We start from the raw sequence: 26,647 nt of genomic DNA, 5'->3' as shown, positions 1-26,647 counted from the left end.
GTGTCACGCCGGCGGGCCACAGGTCGAGGGCACTCAGGGGCAGTGCGGGATCCCGGTGACCGAAGCGCCGTGCGCGCCGCAGGACGACCACGGCGGTTTCCCTGCCGTCGGGCGCCACATACTGCACGGCACTCGGCTCCCCGTCTCCGAGCGGTCGCAGACGGTACTGATCGCCCAGCTGCACCAGATGCCGTACAGCCTTGTACGACGCCACCAGTTCAACGCGCTTCCAGGGTCGCGCTCGCCGGGCTCGCCGCCACCGGCATCCTGGCGACCGGCGGCCTGGCCGTGGCCGCCATCGTCGCGCCCCCGTCGCCGTCGGCCACCGTGACCGTGCCCGCCACCCCGTCCCCGGCCGCCGCACCCGACATCGGCCCGCCCCACCCCTGTCGCGCCGGCCCCGGCCACCACCCCGGTCAGCGCGCGCCCGACTCCGTCGGCCACCAGTCCATCACCGGCCGCCGACGAGAGCCAGAACGGACCGCTGTGGTCGGCCGGCTCGGTGGACCCGCGCAGCACCGTCTACCGGACGCAGAGCGACCTCGCCCTCAAGCGGCGCGCGGGATCCACCAGTTGAATGGCGTATGGGATAGGCGACGGGGAGCAACTTGCCCGATAGTCGCGCACGTCCAGACGGCCCCCTCATTCCTCCGGGCGTCTCCCGTCGGTGCACTGGCGCTCCTCTGTGTGGCACAGCCACGCGGCAGCCTGCCGCCTGCCCTGTCACCGCCCATGTGGAGGCCTTGCGTGCCCGGTTCCCCCCCGGTGATGCCGAAACCGCAGGAGCCTTTCATCGGTGGTGCCCACTTTTGTGTTATCGCCCGCTCCGTATCACGTCTCCCTACGCAGGCACTGTCCCCACGAGAGCCCGAGGAACGACGCAGTGACACTTCAGATCAGCCGACGCACCATGCTCAAGGCCGCGGGGGCGGCGACCGGCGCGGTCGGTATCGGTATCGGCACGGGCGTGGCCGCCTCCCCCGCGACGGCGGCGCGCACATCCTTCGCGCACCCCGGGATGCTCCACACCCAGGCCGATCTCGAGCGCATGGCCGCCAAGGTGAAGGCGGGCGCCGAACCCTACACGGCGGGTTTCGCCAGGCTCACCGCCAACCGTCACTCGCAGAGCACCTGGCGGCCCAACCCGCTGACGACCGCGGTCCGGGGAGGGAGCGGCGTCCAGAACTACTGGGTTCTCTACAACGACATCCACGCCGCCTACCAGAACGCGCTGCGCTGGAAGATCACCGGCGACACGGCCCACGCCGACACCGCACGGGATATCTGCAACGCCTGGTCGGGGACGCTGAAGGGCATCGGCGGAGGCTCCGAAGTCGTGCTCCTGGCGGGCCTCCAGGGGTACCAGTTCGCCAACGCCGGCGAGCTCATGCGCGGCTACCCCGGCTTCGACCTGGCCCGTTTCCAGGACATGCTGGTCAACCACTTCTATCCGATGAACCGCTTCTTCATGCACCGCAAGACCAATTGCATCGGCCACTACTGGGCGAACTGGGACCTGTGCTCGATGGCCTCGGCCATGGCCATCGGGATCCTCTGCGACGACCGGGCCAAGTTCAACGAGACGGTCGACTACTTCTACCACGGCGCAGGCAACGGCGCGCTGGACAAGGCGATCCCCCACGTCTACGGCAACGACCTGGCCCAGTGGCAGGAGAGCGGGCGCGACCAGGGCCACAGCCTGTTGGGCATCGGCCTGATGGGCACCATCTGCGAGATGGCCTGGAACCAGGGCGTCGACCTCTACGGCGCGGAGGACTCCAAGTTCCGCAAGGCGTGCGAGTACGTCGCCCGGTACAACCTCGGCCACGAGGTGCCCTACACGACCTACACCTGGACAAACGGCGTGCACTGCGTGAACACGGAGGAGGCCGTCATCTCCGAAGGCGGCCGTGGCGGTGGGCGCCCGGTCTGGGCGCGGGTCTACAACCACTACGCCAACAGGCGCGGCATGGCCATGCCGAACACCCGCGAGATGGTGGCCCGCAGCGGGCCCGAGGGAGGCGGCGGCGACTACGGCCCGAACAGCGGCGGATTCGACGAACTCGGCTTCGGCACACTGGCGTACACCCGGGACAAGGCCACCGCGGCCGAGGCGGCGGCCTCACCGTCCCCGTCGAAGTCTGCGGCCGGCAGGTCCGGAACATCCGGTTCGTCCAAGTCCCCGGCAGGGCAGTCCTCCGGGAACGCCGGCGCCCAGGGCGGAAAGAGCGACAAGGACCTGGCCGCCACCGGTACCTCGGACCTCGCTCTGTGGACGGCCGCGACCGGCGTCACCGCGGTAGCCGGCGGCCTCCTGCTGCTCCGCCGCCGCGGCCAGGCCCGCCGCGATACGGAGTGACACCCGCGGTGACACAAAAAATTCGGTGACTGACCACAGTCGGGCTCCCTGCACGCGCCCTGCGCAATGTTTGACGCGGTGTGAGCGGGGCTGCCGGGGTGGGGCCCGGCACTCCGCCGCTCCGCCGCGAAGTCGCATCCAGACAGGCCGTGCTTGCGGGCGGCGTCCGTGCGGCGGGTGGTGCGCTCCCCGCCCGCGAAGCCCCTGGCGACGATCCTCTTGTGCACCACGTCCGCACGGATCTTGCCCTGCGAGCGAATCGCCGGCTCCTCATCAGTACGGGACGGCGGCGGTCTGCTCACCTACCACTGGCCCTCCCATTGCGCCGAGGCGCCGATGCGCTGATGGCGTACCACAACGCCACCCACCCCGGCGCACGCGCCGCATTGTGGCGACGACTGAGCGACAGCATGGCCCCGCTCGTGCGCCGCATGCAGACGAGCGGCTTCCTGGGACGGCCGCAGTTGCGGTCGCTCGCTGAGGCGTATGACGTGAGGGTGTGGGTGCGCTCTGCCTCGGCGAAGAATCAGGCCGACAAGCTGATCGTCCCCGTCCGCGCGGTCTGCGCACCCGCCTTCGCCCATGCCGGACAACCGAGTAATTGATTACCCCCTGGATCCGACTGTCTGATCAACCTCGCGCCCCCGAGATTCGGTTGTGCCTGAACCCAACCGGACAGAAGGGAGCGGGGCCATGTCCCGTTCACTCCGTAAGAGAATCGCCGGCGCCCTGGCCGTGGTCGCCCTCGCAGGTGGGTCGCTGACCCTGGCCTCCGGTGAGGCCAGTGCCGTCCCCGTCCCCAACCCCCCCTGCAACTCCCCCGCCTTCACCGCCTGTGTCGCGATCTCCAACCACAGCGTGGACGCGTCCAGCTGGCGTATCAGTGTCACCGAGCCCAACGGCCACAGGTGGAACCGGTGCCTCCAGGGCGGCCGGGAGCACACGACGAGCCACTGGACGAACGTGTGGTTCTCCAACAGCGACCAGGTCTCACTGACGGCCTTCCGCGGCGGGAACTGCGAGGGCTGGAGCCAGAACGACGACTGGTGGGGCGACTGGCGCTCGACCCAGGACCAGTACCACCTGATCGTCGTCAACAGGCACTGACCGCCGCACACCGCTCGCACCACCGAACCCTCCCCCCTCATTTCCCGCAAGGAGCCACCCAAGTGCGTCCCCACGCTCTGACGACCCCTGCAGCAGAGCCCACAGCGAACAAGAAGCGCAAGAGCCGCCGCTGGCTGGCCTCGGCTCTGAGCCTGGGCCTCGCCCCGCTCATCCTGCTGGCCTCGCCCGGCTCCGCCTCGGCGGACACCTGGTGCTGGAAGCCGGACGGCTACGACATCCGCAAGGGCGACACCACCTGGGCCAAGGGACAGACCCAGGCCGCCAACACCTACCAGGACTGGGTGTGGCGCGGACCCACCTTCCGCTGCCCCACGAACTCACCCGGCTGCGGCTACCGCTGGGACCAGTCGAAGACGACGGGCTGGCAGTGGTCGGTCGGCGTCAGCGTCAGCAACCCCGTCCCGTGGCTCAACCAGGTGCTCGCCAGCATCACCCCCTCCTACGGCCGCAACGGCTCCACGTCCACCACCTTCAGCTTCAGCACGGACCTGCGACCGGGCCAGTACGCCCAGCCCATCCAGGTCGTGGAGCGCCGCTGGACGAAGGGCACCTTCGTCGGCGCCTTCCGCACCGACCACTCCGGCTGCGGCGGTGGCCAGGAGCGGTACTGGTGGGACGGCAACTACGAGTGGGGCTCGTGGACGGCCAACCTCAGGGTCAACGACTACGGCACCTACAGCATCTGGAGCTGACGCCCCAAAGCCGGCCCGGCCCCGGTGTTCTGCACCTCACCGGGGCCGGGCCCCCTCCCCGTTCCATCTCCGACCTCATGAGGAACCCCGGCCATGCACCCGCGCCGTCCCCGCCGTATCCCCCGCACCGCCGCTCCCGCGGCCGCCGCCCTCCTGTGCGCTCTGCTGGCCTCCTGCTCCTCTGGCAGCGCATCCCCGGCCGCCTCCGGAGCTTCGCCTGCCGGAGCCTCCCCCGCCGGTGCGGCTCAGGTGACGACCGTCTCGCCCGGCCCCGCCGTCACCCCCGCCGTCACGTCCTCGCCCAAGACCCTGCCCCCTTCCCGCCTGTGCGCCGTCCTCGACCGGTCCGCCGCCCGCCAGGTACTGACCGACCCGAAGCAAGCTCCCCGCCTCGCACCCGGCAAGGGCACGGCTGGGGACTCGTGCAGTTACGCCTCCGGCGACGGGATGAACCTGCTCACCCTCAACCCCTCCGCACGCTCCTACGACGCCGAGGTCTCCGCCTCGCACAGCCTGGTCCGCGACCCCGCCTCGGCGGGCATGCGCGACGTGAAGGCCACCAAGGTCACCGGACTGGGGCAGAGCGCCTTCCGCGAGACCGTGGTGGTGCTGCAGCCGCGACAGAACGTCGCCTACGTGGTGTGGCGCGCGGGTTCCAGGACCTGGGTGCTCACCCTCGCGGAGACAGGCGGGGCGAAGGCCGCCGACCGTCTCGTATCGCTGGCCCGGCAGATCACCCCGCGGCTCCCGCACTGACCCCGCACGCCCGCCGATAGGGCGCGTCCGGCACGTACGTCCGCCACTGTTCCCGCGTGAGGTCGGTACCCGCCCGGGCGCAGACCCGCGCGATCGCCCGTCCGGGATCGACGGCGTACCGCTGGAGCGGGACGTGCGCCCCGCCCGCGTACAGGGTCCTGCCGTCGGGCGAGAAGGCCAGGGACGCGATGACGTCGCCGGGCGTGGTCAGCGGGGTGCCGAGGGGCTGGCGGGTCGCCACGTCCCACAGCTGCAGGCTCCCGGCGTCGCCGCTCACCGCCAGCGTCCGGCCGTCAGGACTGAACGCCAGCGCGTTCACGGCCTCCGGGCGGTCACCGAGCGGGGCCGGGAAGGCGTCGCGCAGCACACCGGCACGCCTGTGTGCTGTCCTGTCCCACAGGGCGACCCGCCCCATGTCGTCGCCGACCGCGAGCACGGAGCCGTCGGCCGAGAACCCCACCGCGCCCACGTGCTCGCCCTGCACCAGGTCGCGGCTGGTGACCTTGGCCGACGGCAGCCGGGCGAGCCGTCCGTCACCGACCAACAGCCCGCCGTCGGGGCGGACGGCCAGGTGGACACTGGCCAGGCCCGGCAGCACAGCCTTCCTGCGGTGAGCCGCCGTGTCCCACGCCTCGCCGTACAGGTCGCCGCCGGGCCGGAGAGGGGAGCGGGCGACGTACAGGGTGCGTCCACCGGGTCCGAGAGCGGTCTTCACCACAGGGTCTCCAGTCAGGTCCATGGTGGAGCGGACACGGTGGCGGGCGATGTCCCACACCGTGAAGGACTGCGAGACGACGTCCTGGCGGGGCGCCGAGACCCCGTACGCGAGCGCCGTGCCGTCCGGGCTGAACGCCAGCAGGGGCAGAGGGGCGACGGGGATCACCGGGGCGGGATCGCGGAAGACGGGCACGTCGACCGGGGGCAGGGTGCTTGTCAGCCGGCCGTCGGCGGTGGCGCGCAACCGGAAGAGGTAGCGCCCGCCGGTTCGCTCGGCCGTGGCATAGGTACGGCCGTCGGGGCTGAAGCCGACGGCGTCCAGCGGGATGCCGCGCCAGGCGGAGGTGACTGCCGGGCCGAGGTCGAGGGTGTGGACGGTGGTGCCCTCCAGATAGCGCAGGGTGCGGCCGTCCGGGTCCCAGGCCGGGCCGCTGTAGGGGCGCTGGTTGTTCAGGGAGTGCCGGAAGACGGGCACTTCGGGGGCCGCCAGCCGCCACACGCGGATCTCCTCGTGGTCGGCCGTCGCCACAAAGGCGCCGTCCGGACTGAAGGAGACGTGGTTCACTCCATTGTCGGCGAAGTCGGCGATCCGCTTGCCGGTCCCGGTGTCCCAGACCCGCAGCCCGGTGCCGGTGGTGGCGGCCAGCCGGTCCCCGTCGAGCGCGAGGACAGTCGTGTTCGTGTCCACGTCGCAGACACGGTCCCTCTGCCAGTCCCCGGACAGGGCACGGTGACCGGGTATGTCCCACAGCTGCGGGGCCTGTCCGCCGGAGCAGACGGCCGCGCGCCGTCCGTCCGCGCTGAGCGCCATGGCCGTCGTACTCGGTGCCGGGGCCTCGAACACCACGCGGCCGTCCGTGACCGAGCGCAGCCGCATCCGGTCGCCCTCGGTGCTCAGGAAAGCGCGGTCGTCGCCGGTGAAGCGGACGTCGGTGAACTGCGGCAGCGGGTCGGCACCGCCGGTCCAGTGCCCAGTGGCCGTATCCCACAGCCGTATCCCGGCCTCGTCGCTGACCACAAGCACCCGCACGTCCGGGCTCGCCCCGACAACCATGCCGCCCGGGAGCCGGCCCGAGCCGGTGCGTCGGCCCGTTCGCACGTCCCAGGTCCGCCAGGTGCGGTCGACCGGGCTCAGCAGGGTGTGGCCGGAGGCGGAGAGGGAACGCCAGGCGGAATCGCCGGGCACGGGGTCGGTGAAGGTGTCCGTCTCCTGCTGGGCGAGGGAGCCGAGCAGGGCGCGACGGGACTCGGGCAGCTCGGCGACGCGCCAGGCGGCCACGCCCAGCAGCATCGCGGTGCGCGGGTCGGTGGTGCGCAGCGCGTCGGCCACGTCGGCGACCTGGCGGGCTGCTTCCTGGGTACGCCGGCGCGCGTTGTCGGCGTAGGACTGCCAGACGGCGAGGGCCGTCAGCAGCGCCACCGCCAGGACGGCGGACAGTGACACGGTCAGGATGCGGTGCCTGCGGCTGATCCGGGCCGTGGCCTGGCGCTCCGCCTCGCGGGCGTCCAGCGCGGCGGTCAGGAAGTCACGTTCCGTCGCCGTCAGCGCCGGATCCTTGTCGTGGTCCGAGAAGATCTCCTCCGCGCGGGCCAGCCGGTTGCCCCGGTACAGGTCGCCCGCGTCGCGGTCGTGCTCCAGCCAGGTGCGGGCCGCGTCCGCGAGCATCCGGTGGTGCCGCAGCCGCTCCCGGTCCTCCTCCACCCAGCCGTGCAGCCGGGGCCAGCAGGTGATCAGCGCCTCGTGGGCGAGCTGGACCCCGTCCTCGTCGACGGTCAGCAGCCGGGCCCGGGTCAGCCGCTCCACCACCACCCGCACCTCCGCGTCCGCCCACTCCTCCAGCTCGACCCGGGCCAGCGGCCGGCGGGTGTCCGGGGTGCCCTGGCCCGGCTCGACCATCCGCAGCAGCACCCGCCGGGCGGCACCCGCCTGAGCCGGGGACAGCCCGCCGTACACCTCCTCCGCACTCGCCGCGATCGCGCCCCGCACCCCGCCGGCGGCCTCGTACCCGGCCAGGGTGAGCATCCCTCCCCGGCGGCGGCGCCAGGTCTCCAGCAGGACGTGCGAGAGCATCGGCAGCCCGCCGGGCTCCCCCTGCACCTCCTCCACCAGACGGGCGGTCAGCGCCCGCTCCACACGGCACCCGGCCGCCTGCGCCGGTCCCACCACCGCCTCCCGCAGTTCCTCAGCCGTCATCGGACCGAGCAGCAGCCCGGCACCGCGCAGCCCGTCCGCGAGGCCCCGGTGCTCGGCGCAACGGGCATAGAAATCGGCGCGTACGGCGATGAGCACGCGCAGCCGACTGTCCGGGTCGCGGGCGGCGAGCAGCAGATCGACGAAGCGGGAACGTTCCTGTGGATCGCGGCAGAGGGTGAAGGCCTCCTCGAACTGGTCCACCACCACCCAGGCCTCCGGCTCCTCCGGGGCGGGGCTCAGCAAATGCCCGTACGTGGTTGCCGGGGCGGCTCCCGGGGTGAGGATCCGCAGGGTGGCCGGGCAGCCGCGCGCCGCGATCTCCTGCTGCAGGCGCGGGATCAGCCCCGCCCGCAGCAAGGACGACTTCCCGCTCCCCGAGGCACCGAACAGCACCGCGAACCGGTGATCGCACACCAGGTGCCCGACTTCGTCGATCATGCGGTCCCGGCCGAAGAACAGGTGCCGGTCGTCCGGCTCGAACCGGGCCAGCCCGCGATACGGCGACGGAGTGTCCTCCCTGTTCTCCGCCGGGGCCGCCTGGTTCGCCTCCGCCTCGGCGGCCTTCCAGCGCACCTCCCACCCGGCGGGATCGCCCCCGCAGGCCCGCACATAGCCCTCAACCACGGCGAGAGACGGAAGCCGTTCACCGGCGGCAGCCACTGACAAAGCGGTCGCCGAGAAACCCGCCACCTTCGCCATCGACCGGTACGAGGGACTCCCGGCAGCCTTCCGCAGCTCACGCAACTCGTGCGCGAGCCGTTGCACGGGACCGGACTGTGGGTCCACCGGTCTCTCGGGCCGCCCCATGAGGCGTACCTCCGTATAGGTGCGGTACGAGACATCCTGACATTCGAATGACGACCCTACGGATAGCCGGGTGACATCCAAGTTGCCTGCAAATGACAGGCAAGTAACCGCCGCCTGACGGCCGAGGGCTTGGAGGCCCGAGCCGGAGGCAGTGGTCCCACGCCCCCGGCCAGTGTGCCGATGGTGCCGGAGGCGGAGGCGACCGGCGCAGCGGCGGTCTGGGAAGCCGCCGAAGCGGGCTTCAGTACCGGGGGCCGCCCAGCTGCCGCCGGTGACGGTGCGGGTCTTCCAGTGGTGACCGAGCCGCGAGGGGAGACTCTTCAGATCACCTCGTGGTGCGGTGGGCGTTGGTCGGCTTCCGGGGGACGCTGTTGCTCTCGGTGCCGGTCCTGCCACGGCCCGCAGCTCGAACCGGGCCGGGCGTTTGATCACCGGCACGAATCACGGCGCCAAACAATTCCAGGCCGCTCAATCAATTGATTCAAGTCGCCTCAGGCCAGGCTTTCCTTCATCAATCAAAGGCCCACGTGCCGCATGATGAAACCGCTGTGGGGATGCGCTCCACCCTCGGCCGTCGGTGGACGGGACCTACTCAGACAGTGGAAAGTCCCTCGTAAATTCCCGAGCCGTGCAGGTCCGTGAACACGGCCGACCACAGACAGTCATAAGCCGCATGGTGAGAACTTCAGCAACGTGCCGGGTGCGGGAGAACGGGGGAAACATGACCAGGGTGATCGCAGAGTGCGGGAATCTGCCCGCCCCCTTCACGAGTTTTGTGGGCCGGCGGGAGGAGAGCGCTGAGATCCGCCGCCTTCTGTGCCTACGGCGGTTGGTGACGCTCACGGGCATGGGTGGTGTGGGCAAGACGCGGCTGGCGCTGGAGGTGGCCACCTCGTCCCGGGAGGTGTTCGCGGATGGGGTGTGGCTGGTGGACCTCGCGCCGGTGTCCGACCCGTCGGCGGTGGCGGCCACGGCGGCGGGCGCGCTGCGGGTGCCCGACCTCGGGGCGCTGCCCTTCCTGGACCAGCTGGCGGGTTATCTGGCCGGGCGGCGTGCGCTGCTGGTGCTGGACAACTGCGAGCACCTGGTCGAGGCGTGCGCCGAGCTGGCCGGAACCCTCCTGTCGGCCGCTCCCGAGCTGCGCATCCTCGCCACGAGCCGCCACACCCTGGGTGTCACGGGCGAGCACGTCCTCGCACTCCCACCGCTACCGCCGGACGAGGCAGTGGAACTGCTGCGGGACCGGGCCGTTGCTCTGCGGGAGCGGTCCCACGGCGACGAGACCGACCATGACGAGGCCGGCCACGCCGGGATCGCACGCCTGTGCGCAGATCTGGACGGGCTGCCGCTGGCGATCGAGCTGGCCGCCTCCCGGCTGCGCACGCTGACCGTCGGCCAGCTGACGGACCGGCTGGAGAACCGCTTCGCACTGCTCACCGGTGGCTGCCGGACGGCACCGGCTCATCAGCGCACGCTGCGCGGGATGATCGACTGGAGCTACGAGCTGTGCGCCCCGGCCGAGCGGCTGCTGTGGAACCGTCTGACCGTCTTCGCCGGCGGGTTCAGCCTGGAGGCCGCCGAGGGCGTCTGCTCCGGGGAGGGCATCGCCGAGGCCGAGGTGCTGGACCTCCTGGACCGTCTGGTCGCCCAGTCGGTCGTGCTGACCTGCGAGGCGGGTGGTCAGCGGCGTTACCGGCTGCTGGCGAGCATCCGGGAGTACGGCCGGGAGCGGCTCGCGGCCTCCGGTGAACTGGACGCACTGCGCCGACGCCACCGCGACTTCTTCCTGGCCCTCGCTGACCGCATCGACCGGAACTGGTACGGCCCCGGCCAGGAGGAGAACCTGGCCCGGCTGCGCGCGGAGCACGCCAACCTGCTGGCGGCCCTGGACCACGAGGGTGACCCGCGGTCCCGGCTGGCGCTGGTCGCCGCCCTGCGCTGGCACTGGTGCGTCGGCGGTTTCCTCAGTGAGGGGCGCCGCCAGTTCGAGCGGGTGCTCGCCGCCGCACCCGAGCCCGGCCCGGAGCGCGCCCGCGCGCTGCTGGCCGCCGTCTGGGTGGCGCAGACCCAGGGCGACCTGGCGACGGCCGACCGCTGGCTGGACGAGGTCGACGCACTCGGCGAGTTGCTGGGCGATGCGTGGGTGCGGATCCAGGCGGACGGCCTGCGCGGGGTGTCCGCGCAGTACCGGGGGCGGCCGCAGGAGGCCATTCGCCGCTACGGGGCGGCCCTGACCGCCATGACCGCGCTGGGCGACGAGCGCACGGCGGCCTGCTGGCTGCTCGCGCTGGCCGGCGGCCAGGCGTGTGCCGGGGACCCCCGGGCGGCACAGACCGGCAGCCGGTACGCCGCCGTCGCCGAGGCGAGCGGGGACCGGTGGGGTCGCGCTCAGGTGCTGATGGCGCTGGGCCACGACGCCTGGGCCCGCGGTGACCGGCACGCAGGAACCCTGGTCCGATCCGCGCTGGAAAGCATGCGTGGCTTCAACGACCATGCGATGGTCGCGAGGATGGTGGAACTGCTCGCCTGGGCCACCGCCGCCGACGGCGTTCATGAACGGGCCGCCCGGCTGCTCGGCGTGGCGGATGCCCTGTGGCGCGACGCCGGCAGCTCGGTCTGTGCGTTCGGACCGCAGATGGCCGAGTGGCACGCCCGCTGCGAGCAAGCCGCGATCGCTGCGCTGGGCGAGGCGTCGTACAGGGAGGCGTTCGCCGAAGGCGGCGAGCACCACACGCCCGGCCGGGCCGTCGACTTCGCTCTGGCCGCCGATTCCCATGGCGACACCGGTTCCGACACCGACACCCACCCCGGTTCCGGCGCCGACACACCGCACGACGGTGGGATCGTCGGCGGCGGTGATATCGATGTCAGGGAGCCCGCACCGGAGGCGCTGCGGCGACGCCCCGTGCCTGCCATGGCACCCCCCGAGCCGGGGTCGCCCGACGAAGGCCGCCGCGGATGCGACGTACTGCTGGTCGACGACGACCCAACGGCAAGAGAGAACACCCGGCTCCTCCTGGAGGCGAGCGGCTACCGGGTGCGTACCGCCGCCGACGGCGTGACCGGGCTCGCCCTGTTCCATCAGCAGAGCCCGGACGTCGCCGTGCTCGCGGGCCGGCTGCCCGGCCTGGACGGGATGAGCCTGGCCGGGCGGATCCGCGAGGAGTCCGCGGTGCCCATAGTGCTGATCGCGGACCGCGACGCCCCGGCGGACGTGGTGACGTGCCTGGAGGCGGGCGCCGACGACTGCCTGGCCAGGCCGGTCGACGGATCGCTCCTGGTCGCCCGTGTCCGTGCCCTGCTGCGTCGCACCATGCCCGCGGACCGGCCGTCCGACACCCGTGCGGTCCGGTTCGGGGACTTGGTGTACTGCCCTGTGTCACTGGAGGTGCGCAGGGACGGGGAACCCCTCCACCTGACCACGACGGAGCTGAAGCTGCTGCGGGAGTTCGCCGCTTCGCCCGGCACCGTCCTCACCCGGGACCTGCTCCTGGAGCGGGTGTGGGACTACGCCTGGTCCGGCGACAACCGGGTGGTGGACGTTCATGTGCAGCGGCTGCGCAGCAAGATCGGCCGGGACCGGATCGAGACGGTACGCGGCTTCGGCTACAAGCTCCGCGTCGCCTGAGGGGGCACCTGCCCACGAACGACGCGAAGGTCGCCCTCGCCACGGCGACCACGGCGACCACGGCGACCACGGTAGGGGCGACCACGGTAGGGGCGACGGCCGAGTTCCTGGTCCACCGCCTCACCGCCGCCGACCAGCCCTCCACCGCTCGCGCCGAGCTCGACCGGCAGCCGGGGGACGGTGCCGCGCACGACTGCGCGTCGGTCCCGCACACCTCCGGCCCGCAGTGCTTCCGTACGACCGCCCAGGGCACCGGCCTGGGCCTGGCCCTCGCGGTGGGCCAGGCCCGGTTGCCGAGCGCCGAGCCGGTCTTGCGGAACCGTCCGGAGGGCGGGGCGCAGGCGGTGCTCAGTCTTCCGGCATCGGTGGCGGGGTAAAGCCTGCCGCCGTCATGCGCCGGGCCAGCTGACCCAGGTCGTCGGCGGAGTCGTCCAGGAGCAGCAGGCCGAAGTCGTTGCTGCCCAGGATGTCCAGGAGGATGCCGAGCTGCCCCGGGTCCTCGTCCTCCAGGAGCAGGGCGGCGTTGCGGAGCACGATCGTCACGGGTCCGGACTCGTCGGCCTCGGGCACGGTGCGCAGGCAGTCCTCGAACGAGTTCCAGTTGTGACCGAACCAGGTCGGGAAGCCGAGCACCGAGGCCCACTCGGCGAACAGGTCGATGGTGGTGCGGCAGCGGGTGCCGAGGATCTCCTTCGCCGACGCGGGGGCCGTTTCCGACGCCGACAAGGGGCGGATGCAGTGTGCGGTGGTGTTCATGTCGTTCTTCCGGGCTGGGGGGGTAGGAGCGCAGCCGCGCCGGCCGGGGTCTGCCCCGGCGGGCGCCCGTCGGCTACCAGCGGCCGAGGTAGTGGAAGGTGCGGTAGCGGTCGAACGTCGCGTAGACGTGGCCGGTCTAGATGTTGCGGACGGTCCGCTGTGCGTCCCGGCTGCCGTTCCCACTGAACTGGTGGGAGTTGACGTCGTACTCGCGGTAGGCCCCGAGCGGGCCGGCCGTGTACTGGTTCGGGACGCCGAAGGACGCTTGGTAAGACGCGAGCTACCGTCGCGGTCGTTGTAATGACCGCCGTAGTAGACCCACCACGTCGAAGAATTCCGCCACGTCCCGGTCGTGCAGAAGTACCAGCCACTGCCCTGCGTGTCGCCGGGCCAGCCTCCCTGGTTGTCGACGAGCCGCATGTTGCCGCGGTCGATCTGGTGGACGGTCCAGCAGTTGGCCGCGGTGACGGCGCCCCGCCAGTCCTGGTCGGAGACGTTGTTCGGCTGCGCGCCGCGCCACGGTGCCCCGGCGGGGCAGGTCTGGTTCGGGGCGGTGCGGCTGGGGGGCATCGGCGGCGTGCGCGGTGGCGGACAGGCCGAGTCCGCCGACGGTGACGCTGAGCTGCATGGCCGGGATCACGGCCTTGCGGGCGTGAGCCCGCAGCCGGGACGGCAGGGAGCGCTTCTCGCGCGGGGTCTCCAAGGCCTCGGTCGAGGACATGGTGGCCTCCTTGGGATGGTGTCGGATTCCGGCCGGGGCGGGTTTGCCCCGGCCGGACCCAAGAAGACCGGCCGTATGTCTCGGTGGTCCGGCAACGGTTCGGTGACCGCATCACAGCGTGGCCGCCGAACAATTGACATACGGCTGTTACAGACGCGTCCCCGCCGCAGCCGAAGCCGGTGCGTGGTGGAGCCGCCGCCTGCCCGGCGCCGCCACGCGGACTCCGGTCCGCGCCGACTGACGAGCCGTCACATGTCGCCGTGGGAGCCGGGGTCAGCCGGCGGTCAGGGTGGTCCACTTCTGGTTGGAGCCGCCGTTGCAGTCCCAGAGCACGAGCTGTGTGCCGTCGGTGGTGGAGGAGCCCGGATCGTCGAGGCAGCGGCCGGAGGCGGGGTTGCGGTAGCCGCCGTTGTACGGCTGCCAGACCTGGTTGGCGCCGCCGTGGCAGGCCCAGATCTGCACCTTGGTGCCGTTGGCGGTGGCCCCGCCTGCGGCGTCGAGGCACTTGCCCATGGAGCGCAGGGTGCCGTCGGTGGAGAGCGACCAGAGCTGGTTGGCTGCGCCGTTGCAGCTCCAGATCTGGACAGCGGTCCCGTCGGCGGTGCCCGCGCCGTTGACGTCCATGCACTTGCCGGCGATACCGGACTGCACGGGGGCTGGGGCGGAGGCGGGGCTTTTCAGCCACCCGGCGCTGTCCGCGGACTGGACGCCGCGGTGCCAGGCGTCGGCCATCTTCTGGTAGCCCGCGTCGTTGGGGTGCAGTTGGTCGGACAGGTCGGCCGGGGTCAGGCCGCTCATGTCGACGTAGGCGACGTGTTTGCCCGCAGCCTGGGCGTCGCTCACGATCTGGGGGATGGCCTGGTTGTACGTGCCCCGCCACTGCTCCTCCGAGCTGTTGGTGGACACGACCAGGGAGGCGACGAGGACGGTCGCGTCGGGGACGTCGGCAGTGATCTGGTTGACCAGCGACCTCAGCTCGGCGATGGCGGCGTTGGGCCCGGAGGCACCTATGAGGTCGTTGGTGCCGATGTGCAGCGTCACGACGTTGGGCCGGTAGCGGGCCAGCGAGGCGTCGGCGAGTGCGGCGATCTCGTTGATGTGGTATCCGGGGTGGCCTTCGTTGTCGGGGTCGGACATCGAACCGTTCCGCACCGTGCCGACGAAGTCCAGCGGATGGCCGTCCGCGGCCAGCTCGTTCCACAACGGACCCCGGTAGCCGTTGCCCGTACTGCTTCCGACACCCCAGGTGATCGAGTCACCCAACGGCATGACCCGCAAAGGTGTGTTGGAGGCGGCGGAGGCGGGGGCCACGCAGGTCGCCGTCATCCCGAGCGCGGCAGCGACCAGCGTGACCAGGGGGAGTAACCAAGGTCTTTTCATGCAGCGACCTCTTCTGCGAGTGAGTGCTGAATCAACAGGGCTGATCGCCGTTCGTGTCAGCAACTCGGCCGTCGTGCCGTCCCGTCGGCATCGTCGGCCGTCTGGCGTGCTGGCAGAACGGCGTGGGTGGGGGGAGCCTCTTGCGCTGCGAGCGGACCGGCCTCACTGGTGCATCGGTAGAGATACCACGCTGATCCACCTCCGGGACATCCCATGAATGCCAGAAATTTAAGATCGGTGTCGCAAAGGCGAACTCTCCGCCGTTTCGTCCCGTCTCCGCCGCCCCTATGACCCGTTCACCGCCCGCCACCTCTCCAGCGTGTGCCCGCTTACATCCCATGTCTTGTTGCCAGATGTTCGACCGCGCGTGATCCAACATGGTCAAACATGGGATCCGACAAAAGTCTTGACGCTCGCAACCCGTGATCCATACACTCGGCCCGCCTCAAGCACTTCGAGCAGTCCGGACCGCACCGGCCACCTGTCCAACCGCGCGATCACCCTTCACCCGACTTTGAGTTGATCCTGCCGAGCAGACCCATTGGGAGAGTTCCCGCCCCTCGGGATGTCGGTCCCCATGAGGCGTGCGGGACGGATCCGGTCGTGACCCGTCCCGCACACCTCCGCCTCGGGTGGAGAACGTCGAGTCGCCGAGCTTGCCCGAGGCCACTGCCGTCCCGAAGTAGCGGCCGTCGGCGGCCGCTGCACGGGTGGGGCAACGGTCGGCGTGCCGGCGTTCGGCGTGAGTGCGGCCATGGTGACCGCTCAGCCGCCCCGAGACCTACTCGCCTCGACAGGCTCGGCTTCGCTCGGGTCGCCTGCCGCAGCGGAGCTCTGCACTCGATCCGCCCCCGATGGGCCTCTCAACCGCTGCTCCGCAAGCAAGCATGGCGCTCCAGCGCATAGCCGCGCCCCGAACTATGTTGCCCCACCATATGTGCCCCTAACGTGCGCCTTCCTACGGTGTGCGAACACGTATCCGTCCCCACCGCACACGAGGAAGTGGCGCACATGGCTTCAGCAGCATCCGCTCCCCCAACGCCCGCGAATCTCAAGCGCATCGTCGCCGCCAGCCTCATCGGCACCACCATCGAGTGGTACGGCAACTCATTCGATCGGGGCTAGGACCAGCGGGTTTGACTGATCTCGGGCGTCCGAGTCAGCACCGAACCAGCACCGGGATCTCCCCGTGCTGGTAGCGGCCCACGAGACGATCCAGGACGCAACTGCGACGCGCTCCAACCAAGCTCGCCAGCGGTCACCGACGGTATTCATTCCTCGATCAGCGATTCATCGACGGACACCGGGACGGGGGGTGCGGCTCAGGTGCGGGTGACTCCTCCGGCTCGGAGTAGAAACCCGTGACAGAGGTGCGCAGCTGGGAGACGAGGACCGGTTGCGGGAGGCGGAGCCTGGGGGCCGACTTCGCCAACTCGACGTCGGTCGATACCGGTTCCGGCAACAGTGCGGTCACCTTGACCACGTACAACTTGACGCCTTGACGTCGTTGATACCTGCGCAGCGAGAGACGTTGCGACCCAGGTCTCGTCCACTGACCATCCTCAGTCCACTTCGAACCACCACGACGCCCCGCAGCTCCTCCCGTCATGGCCCCCGAGAGCACTTCAGCGCGAGGGCGGCGATGTCGTCGTCGAGCCTTCCGCCGCTGTGCTGCAGCAGATCTCTGTGCAGCCGGTCGAGCATCTCGCGGGGCTGCTCCAGGCCCTGCCGCCGCATCCAGTCGGACAGCGGGAAGAACTCGCCCATGTGGTCCCGGGTCTCCGATACGCCGTCCGTGTACAGCAGCAACTGGTCACCCGGGGCGATGGCGACGATGTCGACCCAGTAGCGGTCACCGATCAGCTCCGCGAGGTTGAGGGGCGGCGAGGGGCTGGTGGGCTCGAGGACCCGGACCTGCCCACGGTGCGCGATCAGCGGTGGAGGATGCCCGCAGTTGAGCAGTCGCATGTGGCCGCCGCCGTACGGGATCTCGGCGAGGAGAGCGGTGGCGAAGTGCTCCGACTGGTCCTGGACGGGAAACGCAGCGCTGTGGCGCGTGATGGTGGTCTCCAGCCGGTGGATGATGCCCTGCAGGTCGGGCTCGTCGTACGCGGCCTCCCTGAAGCAGCTGATCACCGCCGAGGCCGCCCCCACCGCGGCCATGCCCTTGCCGCGTACGTCGCCTATGAGCAGCCGGACCCCGTGCGGTGTACCGATCGCCTCATAGAAGTCACCGCCGACCCGGGCCTGCTCCTGGGCCGCCAGATACAGCGACTCGATCTCGACGTCCTCGATGCGGCGTGGCAGCGGGCGCAGCAGCACCTTCTGGACCGCGTCGGCGACGAGCCGGACCTGGAAGAGTATCTCCTCCCGCTGAAGCCGGACATGGCTCGCGTACGCGGCCGCCAAAGTGACCGCGATGATCGCGGCCGACGTGTACTGCGTCCCCAGATCGGTGTAGAAGAAGCTGAGAACGATCATGGTCAGCAGGCAGAACGCCCCCAACAGGATCGTGGGGAGCACGGGCCACATCGCGGCGGCAAGGGCGGGTGCGGCGGGCAGAAGGCGGCTGACGGCGATTTCCCTGGGTGTGGAGAACGCCAGGCCGGCGATGAGGATGGTCAGGATCACGGGTGACAGCCGGGCAGCTTCCCATCGGCCGCCGTAGGCAGGACGACGGCGCCACAGCCGCCCAAGCATGATCACAAAATGCATCATATCGACCAGAGCGGACATCGGGCGCGGGGACGTCACGCACCGCAAGCAAGTGATCGGGGGACGTGCCCCGCCCGGAGGACCGGCCCATACCGCGCATGACCACACAGACACCCGAACTCAGCCGAGCAAGGGCAGGACAGGCAGGCCTGGCCACTTGGGATCACCGGTGTTAGAAAGGTCCCATGGCGAGTCGTTTCGCCCGTTTTCAGCGCCCCTCAGCAAAGGGGCTGATCAGCAAGGGCACGCGAAGCGTGGCCGGGCAGGTGCTGGTTTTCCAGGTGGCCCTGGTGGTGCTGCTCGTAACCGCCGGCGTCTTTGCCCTTGTCCTGCAGTCGGAGCGGGACACCAGCGCCGAGGCCAAGCGCCGCTCCATTGCCGTCGCGCAGACGTTCGCACACTCACCAGGCATCCTGGCAGCACTGCGGGCCCCGGAGCCGAGCAAAATTCTCCAGCCGCTCACCGAGGCGGCACGCCGGGCCACCGGCGTCGACTTCATCGTGGTCATGGACACCAAGGGCATCCGGTACACGCACCCGTTGCCGGACCGCATCGGAAAGCGGTTCGTGGGCAAGATCGGGCCGTCGCTGGCGGGGAAGGTCTACGTGGAGAGCGTCAACGGCCCGCTCGGTCGCGAGGTGCAGGCCACGGTCCCGATCAAGAACGCCGACAGCAACGTGGTGGCCCTCGTCTCGGCCGGGATGAAGGTCAAGAACGTCGAAAGTCAGGTGGACCGGCAACTACCGATCATCCTGGGGACAGGGGCCGGGGCGCTCGCGTTGTCCACCGGTGTGACGGTCCTGGTGGGCCGACGGCTGCGGCGGCAGACACACAGCCTGGCCCCGGACGAGATGACCTTGATGTACGAGCACCACGACACGGTGCTCCACTCCGTCAAGGAAGGGGTGCTGATCGTGGCTGCCGACGGGCGGCTGATGCTGGCGAACGACGAAGCCAGACGACTGCTGGAGCTGCCCCCGGACGTCGAAGGACGGCTTGTCTCGGATCTGCCGGGCCTCGATCCCGAGACGAAGGCGCTTCTCGCCTCCGGACACGAGGCCACTGACGAGGTGCACCTCGCCGGAGATCGGCTGCTCGCGGTCAACCAGCGGCCCACGGATCGCGAGGGCGGCCCCAAAGGGACGGTGGTGACGCTGCGCGACACCACCGAACTGCAGGCGGTGACCGGCAGGGCAGATGTGGCGCGGGAACGGCTCAGGCTGCTGTACGACGTCGGACTCCACATCGGTACCACGCTGGACGTGCTGCGCACCGCCGACGAGTTGGCGCGCGTCCCCATTCCCCGCTTCGCGGACTTCGTCACTGTGGACCTGGCCGACGCCGTCCTGCACGGCGAGGAGCCGGCGCCCACGGCGAAGGACATGCGACGCGCTGCCGTGCGCGGCATCCGGGACGACCATCCGCTCTCCGAACAGGGGCGGCTTTTCGACTACCTTCCCTCCACGCCCCAGGCGCGCGGTTACGGCAGCGGCCGCTCCCAGCGGGTGAGCGATCTGCCGACGGCCACGGGCTGGCGCGTGCAGGACCCGGGGCGCGCCGAGGCGATCATCGACTACGGCATCCATTCCCTCATCAGCGCCCCCATCCAGGCCAGCGGCGTCGTGCTGGGCATGGCCAACTTCTGGCGCGCGCGACCACGTCAGCCCTTCGACGAGGAGGACCTGTCGCTGGCGGAGGAACTGGTGGCCCGTGCCGCGATAAGCATCGACAACGCCCGCCGCTACACCCGTGAGCACGCCCTCGCAGTCACCCTCCAGCGCAGCCTGCTGCCCCAGGCCGTGCCCGAGCAGAACGCCCTCGACATCGCCTACCGCTACCTCCCCGCCCAGTCGGGCGTGGGCGGGGACTGGTTCGACGTCATTCCCCTGCCGGGGAGCCGGGTGGCACTGGCCGTGGGCGATGTGGTCGGCCACGGCCTCCACGCCGCCGCCACGATGGGTCGACTGCGGACCGCGGTGCACAACTTCTCCGCCCTCGATCTGCCGCCCGACGAGCTGCTGAGCCATCTGGACGACCTGGTCGGCCGCATCGACCAGAACGAGGCGGCCGAGAGTGCCGCAGGCCTCGTGGGCGCCACCTGCCTGTACGGGATCTACGACCCCGTGACGCGCAGCTACGTCACGGCGCGTGCAGGGCATCTGGCGCCCGCACTGGTCCAGCCCGACGGAACCGTCACCTTCCCGGACGTGCCGGCCGGCCCGCCCCTCGGCCTCGGCGGCATGCCGTTCCAGACCGCGGAGCTGTGCCTCGTGGAGGGAACCCAGCTCGTCCTGTACACCGACGGCCTCATCGAGGACCGCAGGCGCGACCTGGACCTGGGAATGGATCTGCTGCGCGATGCGCTGACGGGCCACCCCGGACGGGCGCCCGAGGAGACCTGCCAGGACGTGCTGGACAGCTTGCTCCCCGAGCGCCCCAAGGACGACGTCGCCCTGCTCGTCGCCCGCACGCGGGAACTGCCGCCCGACCGGATCGCCGACTGGGATGTACCGCCGGACCCGGCGGCGGTCGCGGGGATGCGCGACGCCGTGTCCGAGCAGCTCGAAGCCTGGGGCCTGTCAGAACTCGGCTTCACCACGGAGCTCGTCCTGAGTGAGCTCATCACCAACGCCATCCGCTATGGCGCCGAGCCGTTTCACGTACGGCTGATCCGCGACCGTACGCTGATCTGCGAGGTGTCCGACGGCAGCAGCACCTCACCGCACCTGCGGTACGCAGCGACCACGGACGAGGGCGGCCGGGGCCTGTTCCTGGTGTCGCAGATGGCTGAGCGCTGGGGCACCCGGTACACCCCGCAGGGCAAGGTGATCTGGGCCGAACAGGCCCTGCCCAAGGCCGTCCAGCAGCCCGTCCCGGCACCGGCCGACGTGCCGACGCCCCCTGACGAGGAGGCGGCCGGCCCGGGAGCCCCGACGTGAGGGCACCGGCGTGAGTCCCCGGCCATTTCTCCGACGGTTTGCGGTCAGAATATCCGGGAACCCGGATTCGGTTTGCGCCAGAAGGTCTTTGCGCCAAGGGAAGCAGAAAGCAGCCGCTCGTCGCACGTCTGTCATGCGCGGTGCTCTGCGTGTTTCGTAGCGGTGCGGTGTGCGGTGCGCGACCATACGGACGCCGACACATCACCATCATCGGCATTGTGCGTGGAAACACGGAGACAGAAAGAAGGACGGACGTGTCCGGCAGCGAAAGCGAGAACCCAGCAATCCCCTCACCGACCCCCACGCCGACTCGGCCCAGGACAAACCGGGACTGGTGGCCGAATCAGCTGGACCTGCAGATTCTCCACCAGCACTCGTCCCGCTCCAATCCGATGGACGAGGACTTCGACTACGCGAAGGAGTTCGCGACCCTCGACCTGGACGCACTGAAGCGGGACGTCTTCGAGGTGATGACGACGTCGCAGGACTGGTGGCCTGCCGACTACGGCCACTACGGGCCGCTCTTCATCCGGATGAGCTGGCACGCGGCGGGCACGTACCGGATCGCCGACGGCCGGGGCGGTGGCGGCAGCGGCGCTCAGCGCTTCGCCCCCCTCAACAGCTGGCCGGACAACGCGAGTCTCGACAAGGCGCGCCGTTTGCTCTGGCCGGTCAAGCAGAAGTACGGCCGGAAAATCTCCTGGGCCGACCTCCTGGTTTTCGCCGGCAACTGCGCGATGGAATCAATGGGGTTCAAGACGTTCGGGTTCGGCTTCGGGCGAGAGGATATCTGGGAACCCGAGGAAATCTTCTGGGGGCCCGAGGACACCTGGCTCGGAGATGAGCGTTACAGCGGCGACCGGGAACTCGCCACGCCTTTTGGTGCGGTGCAGATGGGACTGATCTACGTCAATCCGGAGGGGCCCAACGGCAACCCGGATCCGATCGCCGCCGCCCGGGACGTTCGCGAGACATTCGGGCGCATGGCGATGAACGACGAGGAGACGGTCGCACTCATCGTCGGCGGTCACACCTTCGGCAAGTGTCATGGTGCCGTCGATCCCGCGTACATCGGTCCGGAACCCGAGGCCTGCCCCGTCGAGCAGCAAGGCCTCGGCTGGCGGAACATGTACGGCAGCGGCAAGGGCGCCGACGCGCTCACCAGTGGGCTCGAGGGCGCATGGACCACCGAGCCGACGAGGTGGGACAACGGGTACCTGGACAACCTGTTCCGGTACGACTGGGAGCTGACGACGAGCCCCGCCGGTGCCAAACAGTGGACTCCCACGGACCCTTCGGCCAAGGACACGGTGCCCGACGCTCATGATCCGTCGAAGAGGCACGCTCCCATGATGCTGACGACGGACCTCGCGCTGAAGCTGGATCCGGTCTACGGCCCGATCGCGAAGAGCTTCCACGAGAACCCGGACAAGCTCGCGGAGGCGTTCGCCAAAGCGTGGTACAAGCTGCTGCACCGCGACATGGGACCCGTCGCGCGCTACCTCGGCCCGTGGGTTCCCGAGCCGCAACTGTGGCAGGATCCCGTCCCCGAGGTCGATCACGAACTCGTCACAGACGAGGACATCGCCGCCCTCAAGAGCAGGATCCTCGCCTCGGGACTGTCCATCTCCCCGCTGGTCACCACCGCTTGGGCGGCGGCGGCGAGCTTCCGCGGCACCGACAAGCGTGGCGGGGCCAACGGGGCACGGCTTCGGCTCGCACCGCAGCGGGACTGGGAGGTCAACCACCTGCCCGAGGTGGCCGAGGCGTTGCAGACGCTGGAGCAGATCCAGCAGGACTTCAACCTCTCGCATGCCGGCGGAACGAAGGTCTCGCTCGCCGACCTGATTGTCCTGGGCGGGTGCGCGGCCGTCGAGCAGGCCGCGAAGAACGCCGGGTACGACATCACGGTCCCGTTCGCACCGGGGCGCACGGACGCCTCGCAGGAACAGACCGACGTGGAGTCGTTCGCCGTGCTCGAACCCAGGGCCGACGGATTCCGCAACTACCTCCGGACGGGAGAGAAGTTGTCGCCGGAGACCCTCCTGCTGGACCGCGCCAACCTGCTGACGCTGACCGCTCCCGAGATGACGGTGCTGATCGGCGGCATGCGGGTCCTGAACACCGGCTTCAAGCGATCCCCGCACGGCGTCTTCACGCACCGGCCGGAGACACTGACCAACGACTTCTTCGTCAACCTGCTCGACATGGGCACTCAGTGGCAGACATCGGCTTCGGACGAGAACGCGTTCGAAGGCCGGGACCGCGCCACGGACGAGCTCAAGTGGACCGCCACCGCGGTCGACCTCATCCTCGGTTCGAACTCCCAGCTTCGGGCCGTCTCGGAGGTCTACGCGTGCCAGGACGCGGGAGAGAAGTTCGTGCGTGACTTCGTGGCCGCGTGGGACAAGGTGATGAACCTCGATCGGTTCGACCTCTCCTGACCCGATGTCCTGGTCGGGGCGATGACGCGGAGAGCACGGAGAGAACATTCCCGGCGGAGTCGGTGAACCACGCGATCGCCGCGGGCCCGCCGTTGCCGCCCCGGACGACGCCCTTCTCGTCGTGGTCGAATCCGGGGTAGCGCTCGAGGTTCACGCCGCGCCGCTCCATTTCATCGACGGCGGCTTCGATGTCGTCCACGGGGAAGTTGAGGATCGTCAACGCAGCTCACCGGCCCTGGGCCAGCCGCTCCGGACTGCCGCAACAGTTTGCGCGCGCCCCAGGCAATCATCTGTACCGGGTCCGCGACGTCACGGAAATCGAACCACGCGCCGCCTAGGGCTCGTGCGGCAAAGCGTTCGTGCAGGCGTTCCTCCAGCCAGCCACCACCGGAGGAGGTCCACCCCAATTTCGCATTCCGGCGCGTGGGGTGGCACGTTGAGCCGAGCGCTTCGGTGCTCCGCCTCACGTGTCTCGCGCTGGGGTGGGTGCGGGAGGAGTCCAGCGGTGGGTAGGGGGCACGTTGCCGCTGATGCCGAAGTCCTTCTTCAGCTGTTCGGGGATGGCGTAGTGCATGACGCGGCCGCGGGTGAGGGAGGACAGTTCGAAGACGGTGGTGAGGTGGCCGAGACGGTCCAGGGCCCAGGCGCCCAGCGGTGAGCTGTCCTCGATGGTCTCCAGCACGCCGAGCAGGCTGGGCGCGATCTTGACCACGCTGTCCCAGCCGGTGCGGGGCACTTGGAGCCAGTCGGCGCAGGTGTCGCCGACGAGGTAGCGCAGCAGGGCGGTGACGATGGGGTCGAAGAAGGTGCCGGGGACGACCTCCTCGTAGAGGTCGATCAGCTGTCGGGTGAGGTGGGCGCCCTCTTCCGAGGGGCCCATGTGGCGGATCATGTACAGGTCGAGGAACTGCCGGGCCTCTTCAAGGGTTTTGGGCACGGCATCCTGGTCGACCCCGAGGATGGCGCCGACCACGCGCCATGCGTAGAAGTACGCTTGGGCGCCTTCGGTGGACATGTGGATCCCGAGCCGGTGCAGGCTGTCCAGGACGAGGAGGGAGAAGAACATCTGCCCCCCGATCATGTCCTCCTGGCAGATCGGCGTCCCCAGGGCCTCGGTGTCCCAGCGGTTCTCGCGCCTCAGGTGGTGGCGGATGGAGGCATGCAGGAGACGGACCTTCTGCGCGGCGGGGATGAAGCGGCTTCCCGCTTCGAAAGCGTCGGGCTGCATCAGGTAGACGGTGAACTGGCCTGTCTCTGCCATCCGCTTGGACGGGTAGCTCAGCCCGTGCGTGGCGGACAGCAGCCTGGCAACGTGTGGCACGACGTAGCAGGCGGGCATGGAGGCGAAGGACAGAGCAGTGGAGATGTGCACGTTGTTGTCGATGAAGAACAGCCGGGCCTTCTCCATCTCGCCCCAGTCCACCCAGGACGGGGGCACGCTGGTGGTCTGCAGGTACTCGCGGGCGACCTCGGGCAGTCCATCGGGCAGGGGTGAGCCGGCGGTGGAGACGTAGCGCATCAGGGTGTTGAACGTGCCGACCTCCCCCCGCTCGAACAGTGTGGTCACGACGGCGTCGGCGAGTTCGTCGCCGGACTGGCGCAGGGCGTTCATCGAGGCTTCGGTGTAGGTCATGTCAGCAGTCCTTCTCGACAGGCCGCACGGTGGTGTGCGGTGGCCGTTGCGGGGGGGTCAGTTGCGGCGGTCGGTGGCGGAGTGGGCGAGAGCGGTCAGGGCCCGCCGTGCCTGCTGAGACATGTCGAGCCCGCCCAGGCGGCCGACGGCTTCCCGCACTCGGGAGGCGATCATGTTTTCCACTTGTTCCGGGGCCTTGAGCGCGACCATCAACTCGCGTACGTCCCGCAGGTGCTTCTCGCCCAGGTCACGGCGCCCCAGCACGCCCGCCAGACGCTCACGCTGTGCGGGAAGGGCGGCTTGCCAGGTCATGGCCAGCAGCGCGGTGGGTCGGTAGCCGCGAATGTCGTCCAGGCCGGCTTTGCCCGTGTCCTCCGGTTCGCCGAAGAGGCCCAGCAGATCGTCGCGCAGCTGGAACGCCTCCCCCAGCGGTAGCCCGTACCCGGACAGAGTGGCCCGCAGCTTTGGGGAGGCGCCCGCGAGAAGGGCACCGATGAGCAGGGGTTGCTCGACGGTGTACTTGGCCGTCTTGTAGCGGACGACCTTCAGGGACACGTCCGGGTCCGGGTGCGCGCCCGTGGTCAGGATCTCCAGGCATTCGCCTGCGATCAGTTCTCGCGCGAGTTGCGCCCACATCGGCCGGGCCCTGGCCAGGTAGGCGGCGGGAAGGCCGCTGGTGGCGAACAGTTGCCCCGCCAGCGCCATCAGGTGATCCCCGACCAGCATGGCGAGCGAGCGGGCGGCAGCGCGCGCCTGTGGATGCCCGGCGAGGGGGGCCTGCAGGGAGATGTGAACGGTGGGCAGGTTATGACGCAGTGGGCTGTCGTCGATGATGTCGTCGTGGACGGTCGCCGCGGCATGGACGAGCTCCATGGAGGCAGCCGCACGCATCAGAGCATCGCTCTCGGGCTGGCCGGCCGCACGCCACCCCCAGTAGCAGAAGGCCGCCCTCAGGCGTTTGCCGTGCCGCGCGGCCACCTGCAACTGCTCGGCGACTGGCTTCAGAGCGTCGTCGATCGCGAGAAGATGTTCGGCTTCGCCGCTCAGGAAGTCGTCCAGAACGGCGTCGATACGGTCCTTGAATCCGGCCGGATCCCAGCGGTCAGACATCGCTGGCGGACGCCGCCTGCCGGGTCACAGCGTGCTGCGCCAGCACCTCCAGGTGGGCAGGGGGGACGGATGAGACGCGATCCAGGGCGATACGGCCGCGGGCCATCAGGTCCTGTTGGGCATCCCGTGCGAGTTCGAGCCCGTCGGACCGGCGCAGCAGTTGCTGCACGGTTCCGGCGGCCGAGCCGATGGCGCTCACCGCCAGGTCCGCCAGACCCGCGACGAGCAGCACCACCTGCTCGTCCAGACCCTGGCCGCTCTTCGGAGTGGATGTCATACCGATCCCCCTGCGTTGTCGGTCGGATGCGGCACACGCCGGCTCGCGGCGTCGCCGATCACAGGATGACCGCGCGATCACTCCGCGTTGCCCGGATTACCGCATCGAGTGATCACATGAACGGGTTTGCGACCTGAGTGGCCCTGGCCAGAGCGAGAGCGGCGACCAGCCGCTTGCCGTCGCGTGGAGCTGCCGCCGGTTGTCGGCACGCGAATTCGGCCGATCCGATTCCGGGCAACGACTCGCGGTTTGCGCCGTGTTCACTCGGGGGTAGCTCTCGGGCCATGCGTGACTTTAGTGAGCGTTTCATTCTCGGTTGTCTGTTTCATTTGGCTTAGCGGTCGCGCCAGTTGGTGGTGGCTTCATGGGTGAGGCGGCGGGTCATGAGGTT

General features: G+C 70.0%; 16 protein-coding genes. 8 read left to right on the top strand and 8 right to left on the bottom strand.

What is annotated here, in order from left to right:
* Positions 1 to 218: 218 nt before the first annotated feature.
* Positions 219 to 371, bottom strand: coding sequence for a hypothetical protein (locus tag ACWDAG_RS36760; RefSeq protein ID WP_450699894.1), 153 nt, complete (start codon positions 369 to 371; stop codon positions 219 to 221).
* A 512-nt stretch (positions 372 to 883) separates the two neighbouring features.
* On the opposite strand from ACWDAG_RS36760, the gene ACWDAG_RS36755 reads away from it, so the two are divergent.
* The 5 genes from ACWDAG_RS36755 to ACWDAG_RS36735 all read left to right on the top strand — a co-directional run bounded on the left by ACWDAG_RS36755 (position 884) and on the right by ACWDAG_RS36735 (position 4,935).
* Entirely contained in the window at positions 884 to 2,359 is a 1,476-nt protein-coding gene (locus ACWDAG_RS36755; protein ID WP_450699893.1) for an alginate lyase family protein, read from the top strand.
* A gap of 344 nt (positions 2,360 to 2,703) precedes the next feature.
* On the top strand, positions 2,704 to 2,964 hold the full coding sequence (locus ACWDAG_RS36750; protein WP_450699892.1) for a hypothetical protein: 261 nt from the start codon (positions 2,704 to 2,706) through the stop codon (positions 2,962 to 2,964).
* An 88-nt stretch (positions 2,965 to 3,052) separates the two neighbouring features.
* Complete coding sequence (locus ACWDAG_RS36745) at positions 3,053 to 3,466, top strand: hypothetical protein (protein WP_450699891.1); 414 nt, start codon at positions 3,053 to 3,055, stop codon at positions 3,464 to 3,466.
* 62 nt (positions 3,467 to 3,528) lie between these two features.
* Positions 3,529 to 4,179 (top strand): hypothetical protein, encoded by a 651-nt coding sequence (locus ACWDAG_RS36740; RefSeq protein ID WP_450699890.1) that lies wholly within the window; start codon positions 3,529 to 3,531, stop codon positions 4,177 to 4,179.
* 93 nt (positions 4,180 to 4,272) lie between these two features.
* Positions 4,273 to 4,935: a hypothetical protein gene (locus ACWDAG_RS36735; RefSeq protein ID WP_450699889.1), complete on the top strand. Its 663-nt coding sequence runs from the start codon at positions 4,273 to 4,275 to the stop codon at positions 4,933 to 4,935.
* Here ACWDAG_RS36735 and ACWDAG_RS36730 read toward each other — a convergent pair.
* Positions 4,913 to 8,611: an nSTAND1 domain-containing NTPase gene (locus ACWDAG_RS36730; RefSeq protein WP_450699888.1), complete on the bottom strand. Its 3,699-nt coding sequence runs from the start codon at positions 8,609 to 8,611 to the stop codon at positions 4,913 to 4,915. The two genes, ACWDAG_RS36735 and ACWDAG_RS36730, sit on opposite strands and share 23 nt — an antisense overlap.
* Before the next feature lie 763 nt (positions 8,612 to 9,374).
* Between ACWDAG_RS36730 and ACWDAG_RS36725 the strand changes: the two genes are divergently transcribed.
* The gene (locus tag ACWDAG_RS36725) at positions 9,375 to 12,281 is read left to right on the top strand and encodes a response regulator (protein ID WP_450699887.1); all 2,907 of its coding nucleotides are present in this window, start codon (positions 9,375 to 9,377) and stop codon (positions 12,279 to 12,281) included.
* A 348-nt stretch (positions 12,282 to 12,629) separates the two neighbouring features.
* Here ACWDAG_RS36725 and ACWDAG_RS36720 read toward each other — a convergent pair whose 3' ends face one another.
* The 3 genes from ACWDAG_RS36720 to ACWDAG_RS36710 form a co-directional block, all read right to left on the bottom strand.
* Positions 12,630 to 13,037: a barstar family protein gene (locus ACWDAG_RS36720; protein ID WP_450699886.1), complete on the bottom strand. Its 408-nt coding sequence runs from the start codon at positions 13,035 to 13,037 to the stop codon at positions 12,630 to 12,632.
* 994 nt (positions 13,038 to 14,031) lie between these two features.
* On the bottom strand, positions 14,032 to 15,138 hold the full coding sequence (locus tag ACWDAG_RS36715; RefSeq protein ID WP_450699885.1) for a ricin-type beta-trefoil lectin domain protein: 1,107 nt from the start codon (positions 15,136 to 15,138) through the stop codon (positions 14,032 to 14,034).
* A 1,605-nt stretch (positions 15,139 to 16,743) separates the two neighbouring features.
* Positions 16,744 to 17,856, bottom strand: a complete 1,113-nt coding sequence (locus ACWDAG_RS36710) for a PP2C family protein-serine/threonine phosphatase (protein WP_450699884.1) — start codon at positions 17,854 to 17,856, stop codon at positions 16,744 to 16,746.
* Positions 17,857 to 18,038: 182 nt separating this feature from the next.
* Here ACWDAG_RS36710 and ACWDAG_RS36705 point away from each other — a divergent pair, with 182 nt between their 5' ends.
* Both ACWDAG_RS36705 and katG read left to right on the top strand, forming a co-directional pair.
* Positions 18,039 to 20,792 (top strand): SpoIIE family protein phosphatase, encoded by a 2,754-nt coding sequence (locus ACWDAG_RS36705; RefSeq protein ID WP_450699883.1) that lies wholly within the window; start codon positions 18,039 to 18,041, stop codon positions 20,790 to 20,792.
* Between the two features lie 254 nt (positions 20,793 to 21,046).
* On the top strand, positions 21,047 to 23,236 hold the full coding sequence (katG, locus tag ACWDAG_RS36700) for a catalase/peroxidase HPI (protein ID WP_450699882.1): 2,190 nt from the start codon (positions 21,047 to 21,049) through the stop codon (positions 23,234 to 23,236).
* Positions 23,237 to 23,699: 463 nt separating this feature from the next.
* On the opposite strand, the gene ACWDAG_RS36695 is transcribed toward katG, so the two are convergent.
* Genes ACWDAG_RS36695 through ACWDAG_RS36685 form a run of 3 tightly spaced genes read right to left on the bottom strand, consistent with a single transcriptional unit; the run spans position 23,700 to position 26,256 of the window.
* Positions 23,700 to 24,869 carry an oxygenase MpaB family protein gene (locus tag ACWDAG_RS36695; protein WP_450699881.1) on the bottom strand — a complete coding sequence of 390 codons (1,170 nt, stop codon included), beginning with the start codon at positions 24,867 to 24,869 and terminating at the stop codon, positions 23,700 to 23,702.
* Positions 24,870 to 24,926: 57 nt separating this feature from the next.
* A complete protein-coding gene (locus ACWDAG_RS36690) occupies positions 24,927 to 25,979 on the bottom strand; it encodes a polyprenyl synthetase family protein (protein ID WP_450699880.1) in 1,053 nt (350 codons plus the stop codon).
* Positions 25,972 to 26,256, bottom strand: a complete 285-nt coding sequence (locus ACWDAG_RS36685) for a polyprenyl synthetase (protein ID WP_450699879.1) — start codon at positions 26,254 to 26,256, stop codon at positions 25,972 to 25,974. Before ACWDAG_RS36685 ends, ACWDAG_RS36690 begins: the two co-directional genes overlap by 8 nt.
* Positions 26,257 to 26,647 lie beyond the last annotated feature (391 nt).

The organism is Streptomyces sp. NPDC001157 (genome assembly GCF_053598255.1).
The sequence above is the reverse complement of the archived record's forward strand: the minus strand, read 5'-3'. Positions and strand labels throughout refer to the sequence as shown.

Bases quoted from the DNA above. Each gene is read 5' to 3' on its own strand.
- ACWDAG_RS36735 (WP_450699889.1), top strand. From the start codon at position 4,273: ATGCACCCGCGCCGTCCCCGCCGTATCCCCCGCACCGCCGCTCCCGCG.
- ACWDAG_RS36725 (WP_450699887.1), top strand. From the start codon at position 9,375: ATGACCAGGGTGATCGCAGAGTGCGGGAATCTGCCCGCCCCCTTCACG.
- ACWDAG_RS36690 (WP_450699880.1), bottom strand. From the start codon at position 25,979: ATGTCTGACCGCTGGGATCCGGCCGGATTCAAGGACCGTATCGACGCC.
- ACWDAG_RS36705 (WP_450699883.1), top strand. From the start codon at position 18,039: ATGGCGAGTCGTTTCGCCCGTTTTCAGCGCCCCTCAGCAAAGGGGCTG.
- ACWDAG_RS36710 (WP_450699884.1), bottom strand. From the start codon at position 17,856: ATGATGCATTTTGTGATCATGCTTGGGCGGCTGTGGCGCCGTCGTCCT.
- ACWDAG_RS36720 (WP_450699886.1), bottom strand. From the start codon at position 13,037: ATGAACACCACCGCACACTGCATCCGCCCCTTGTCGGCGTCGGAAACG.
- ACWDAG_RS36750 (WP_450699892.1), top strand. From the start codon at position 2,704: ATGGCGTACCACAACGCCACCCACCCCGGCGCACGCGCCGCATTGTGG.
- ACWDAG_RS36715 (WP_450699885.1), bottom strand. From the start codon at position 15,138: ATGAAAAGACCTTGGTTACTCCCCCTGGTCACGCTGGTCGCTGCCGCG.
- ACWDAG_RS36760 (WP_450699894.1), bottom strand. From the start codon at position 371: ATGTCGGGTGCGGCGGCCGGGGACGGGGTGGCGGGCACGGTCACGGTG.
- ACWDAG_RS36695 (WP_450699881.1), bottom strand. From the start codon at position 24,869: ATGACCTACACCGAAGCCTCGATGAACGCCCTGCGCCAGTCCGGCGAC.
- ACWDAG_RS36685 (WP_450699879.1), bottom strand. From the start codon at position 26,256: ATGACATCCACTCCGAAGAGCGGCCAGGGTCTGGACGAGCAGGTGGTG.
- ACWDAG_RS36745 (WP_450699891.1), top strand. From the start codon at position 3,053: ATGTCCCGTTCACTCCGTAAGAGAATCGCCGGCGCCCTGGCCGTGGTC.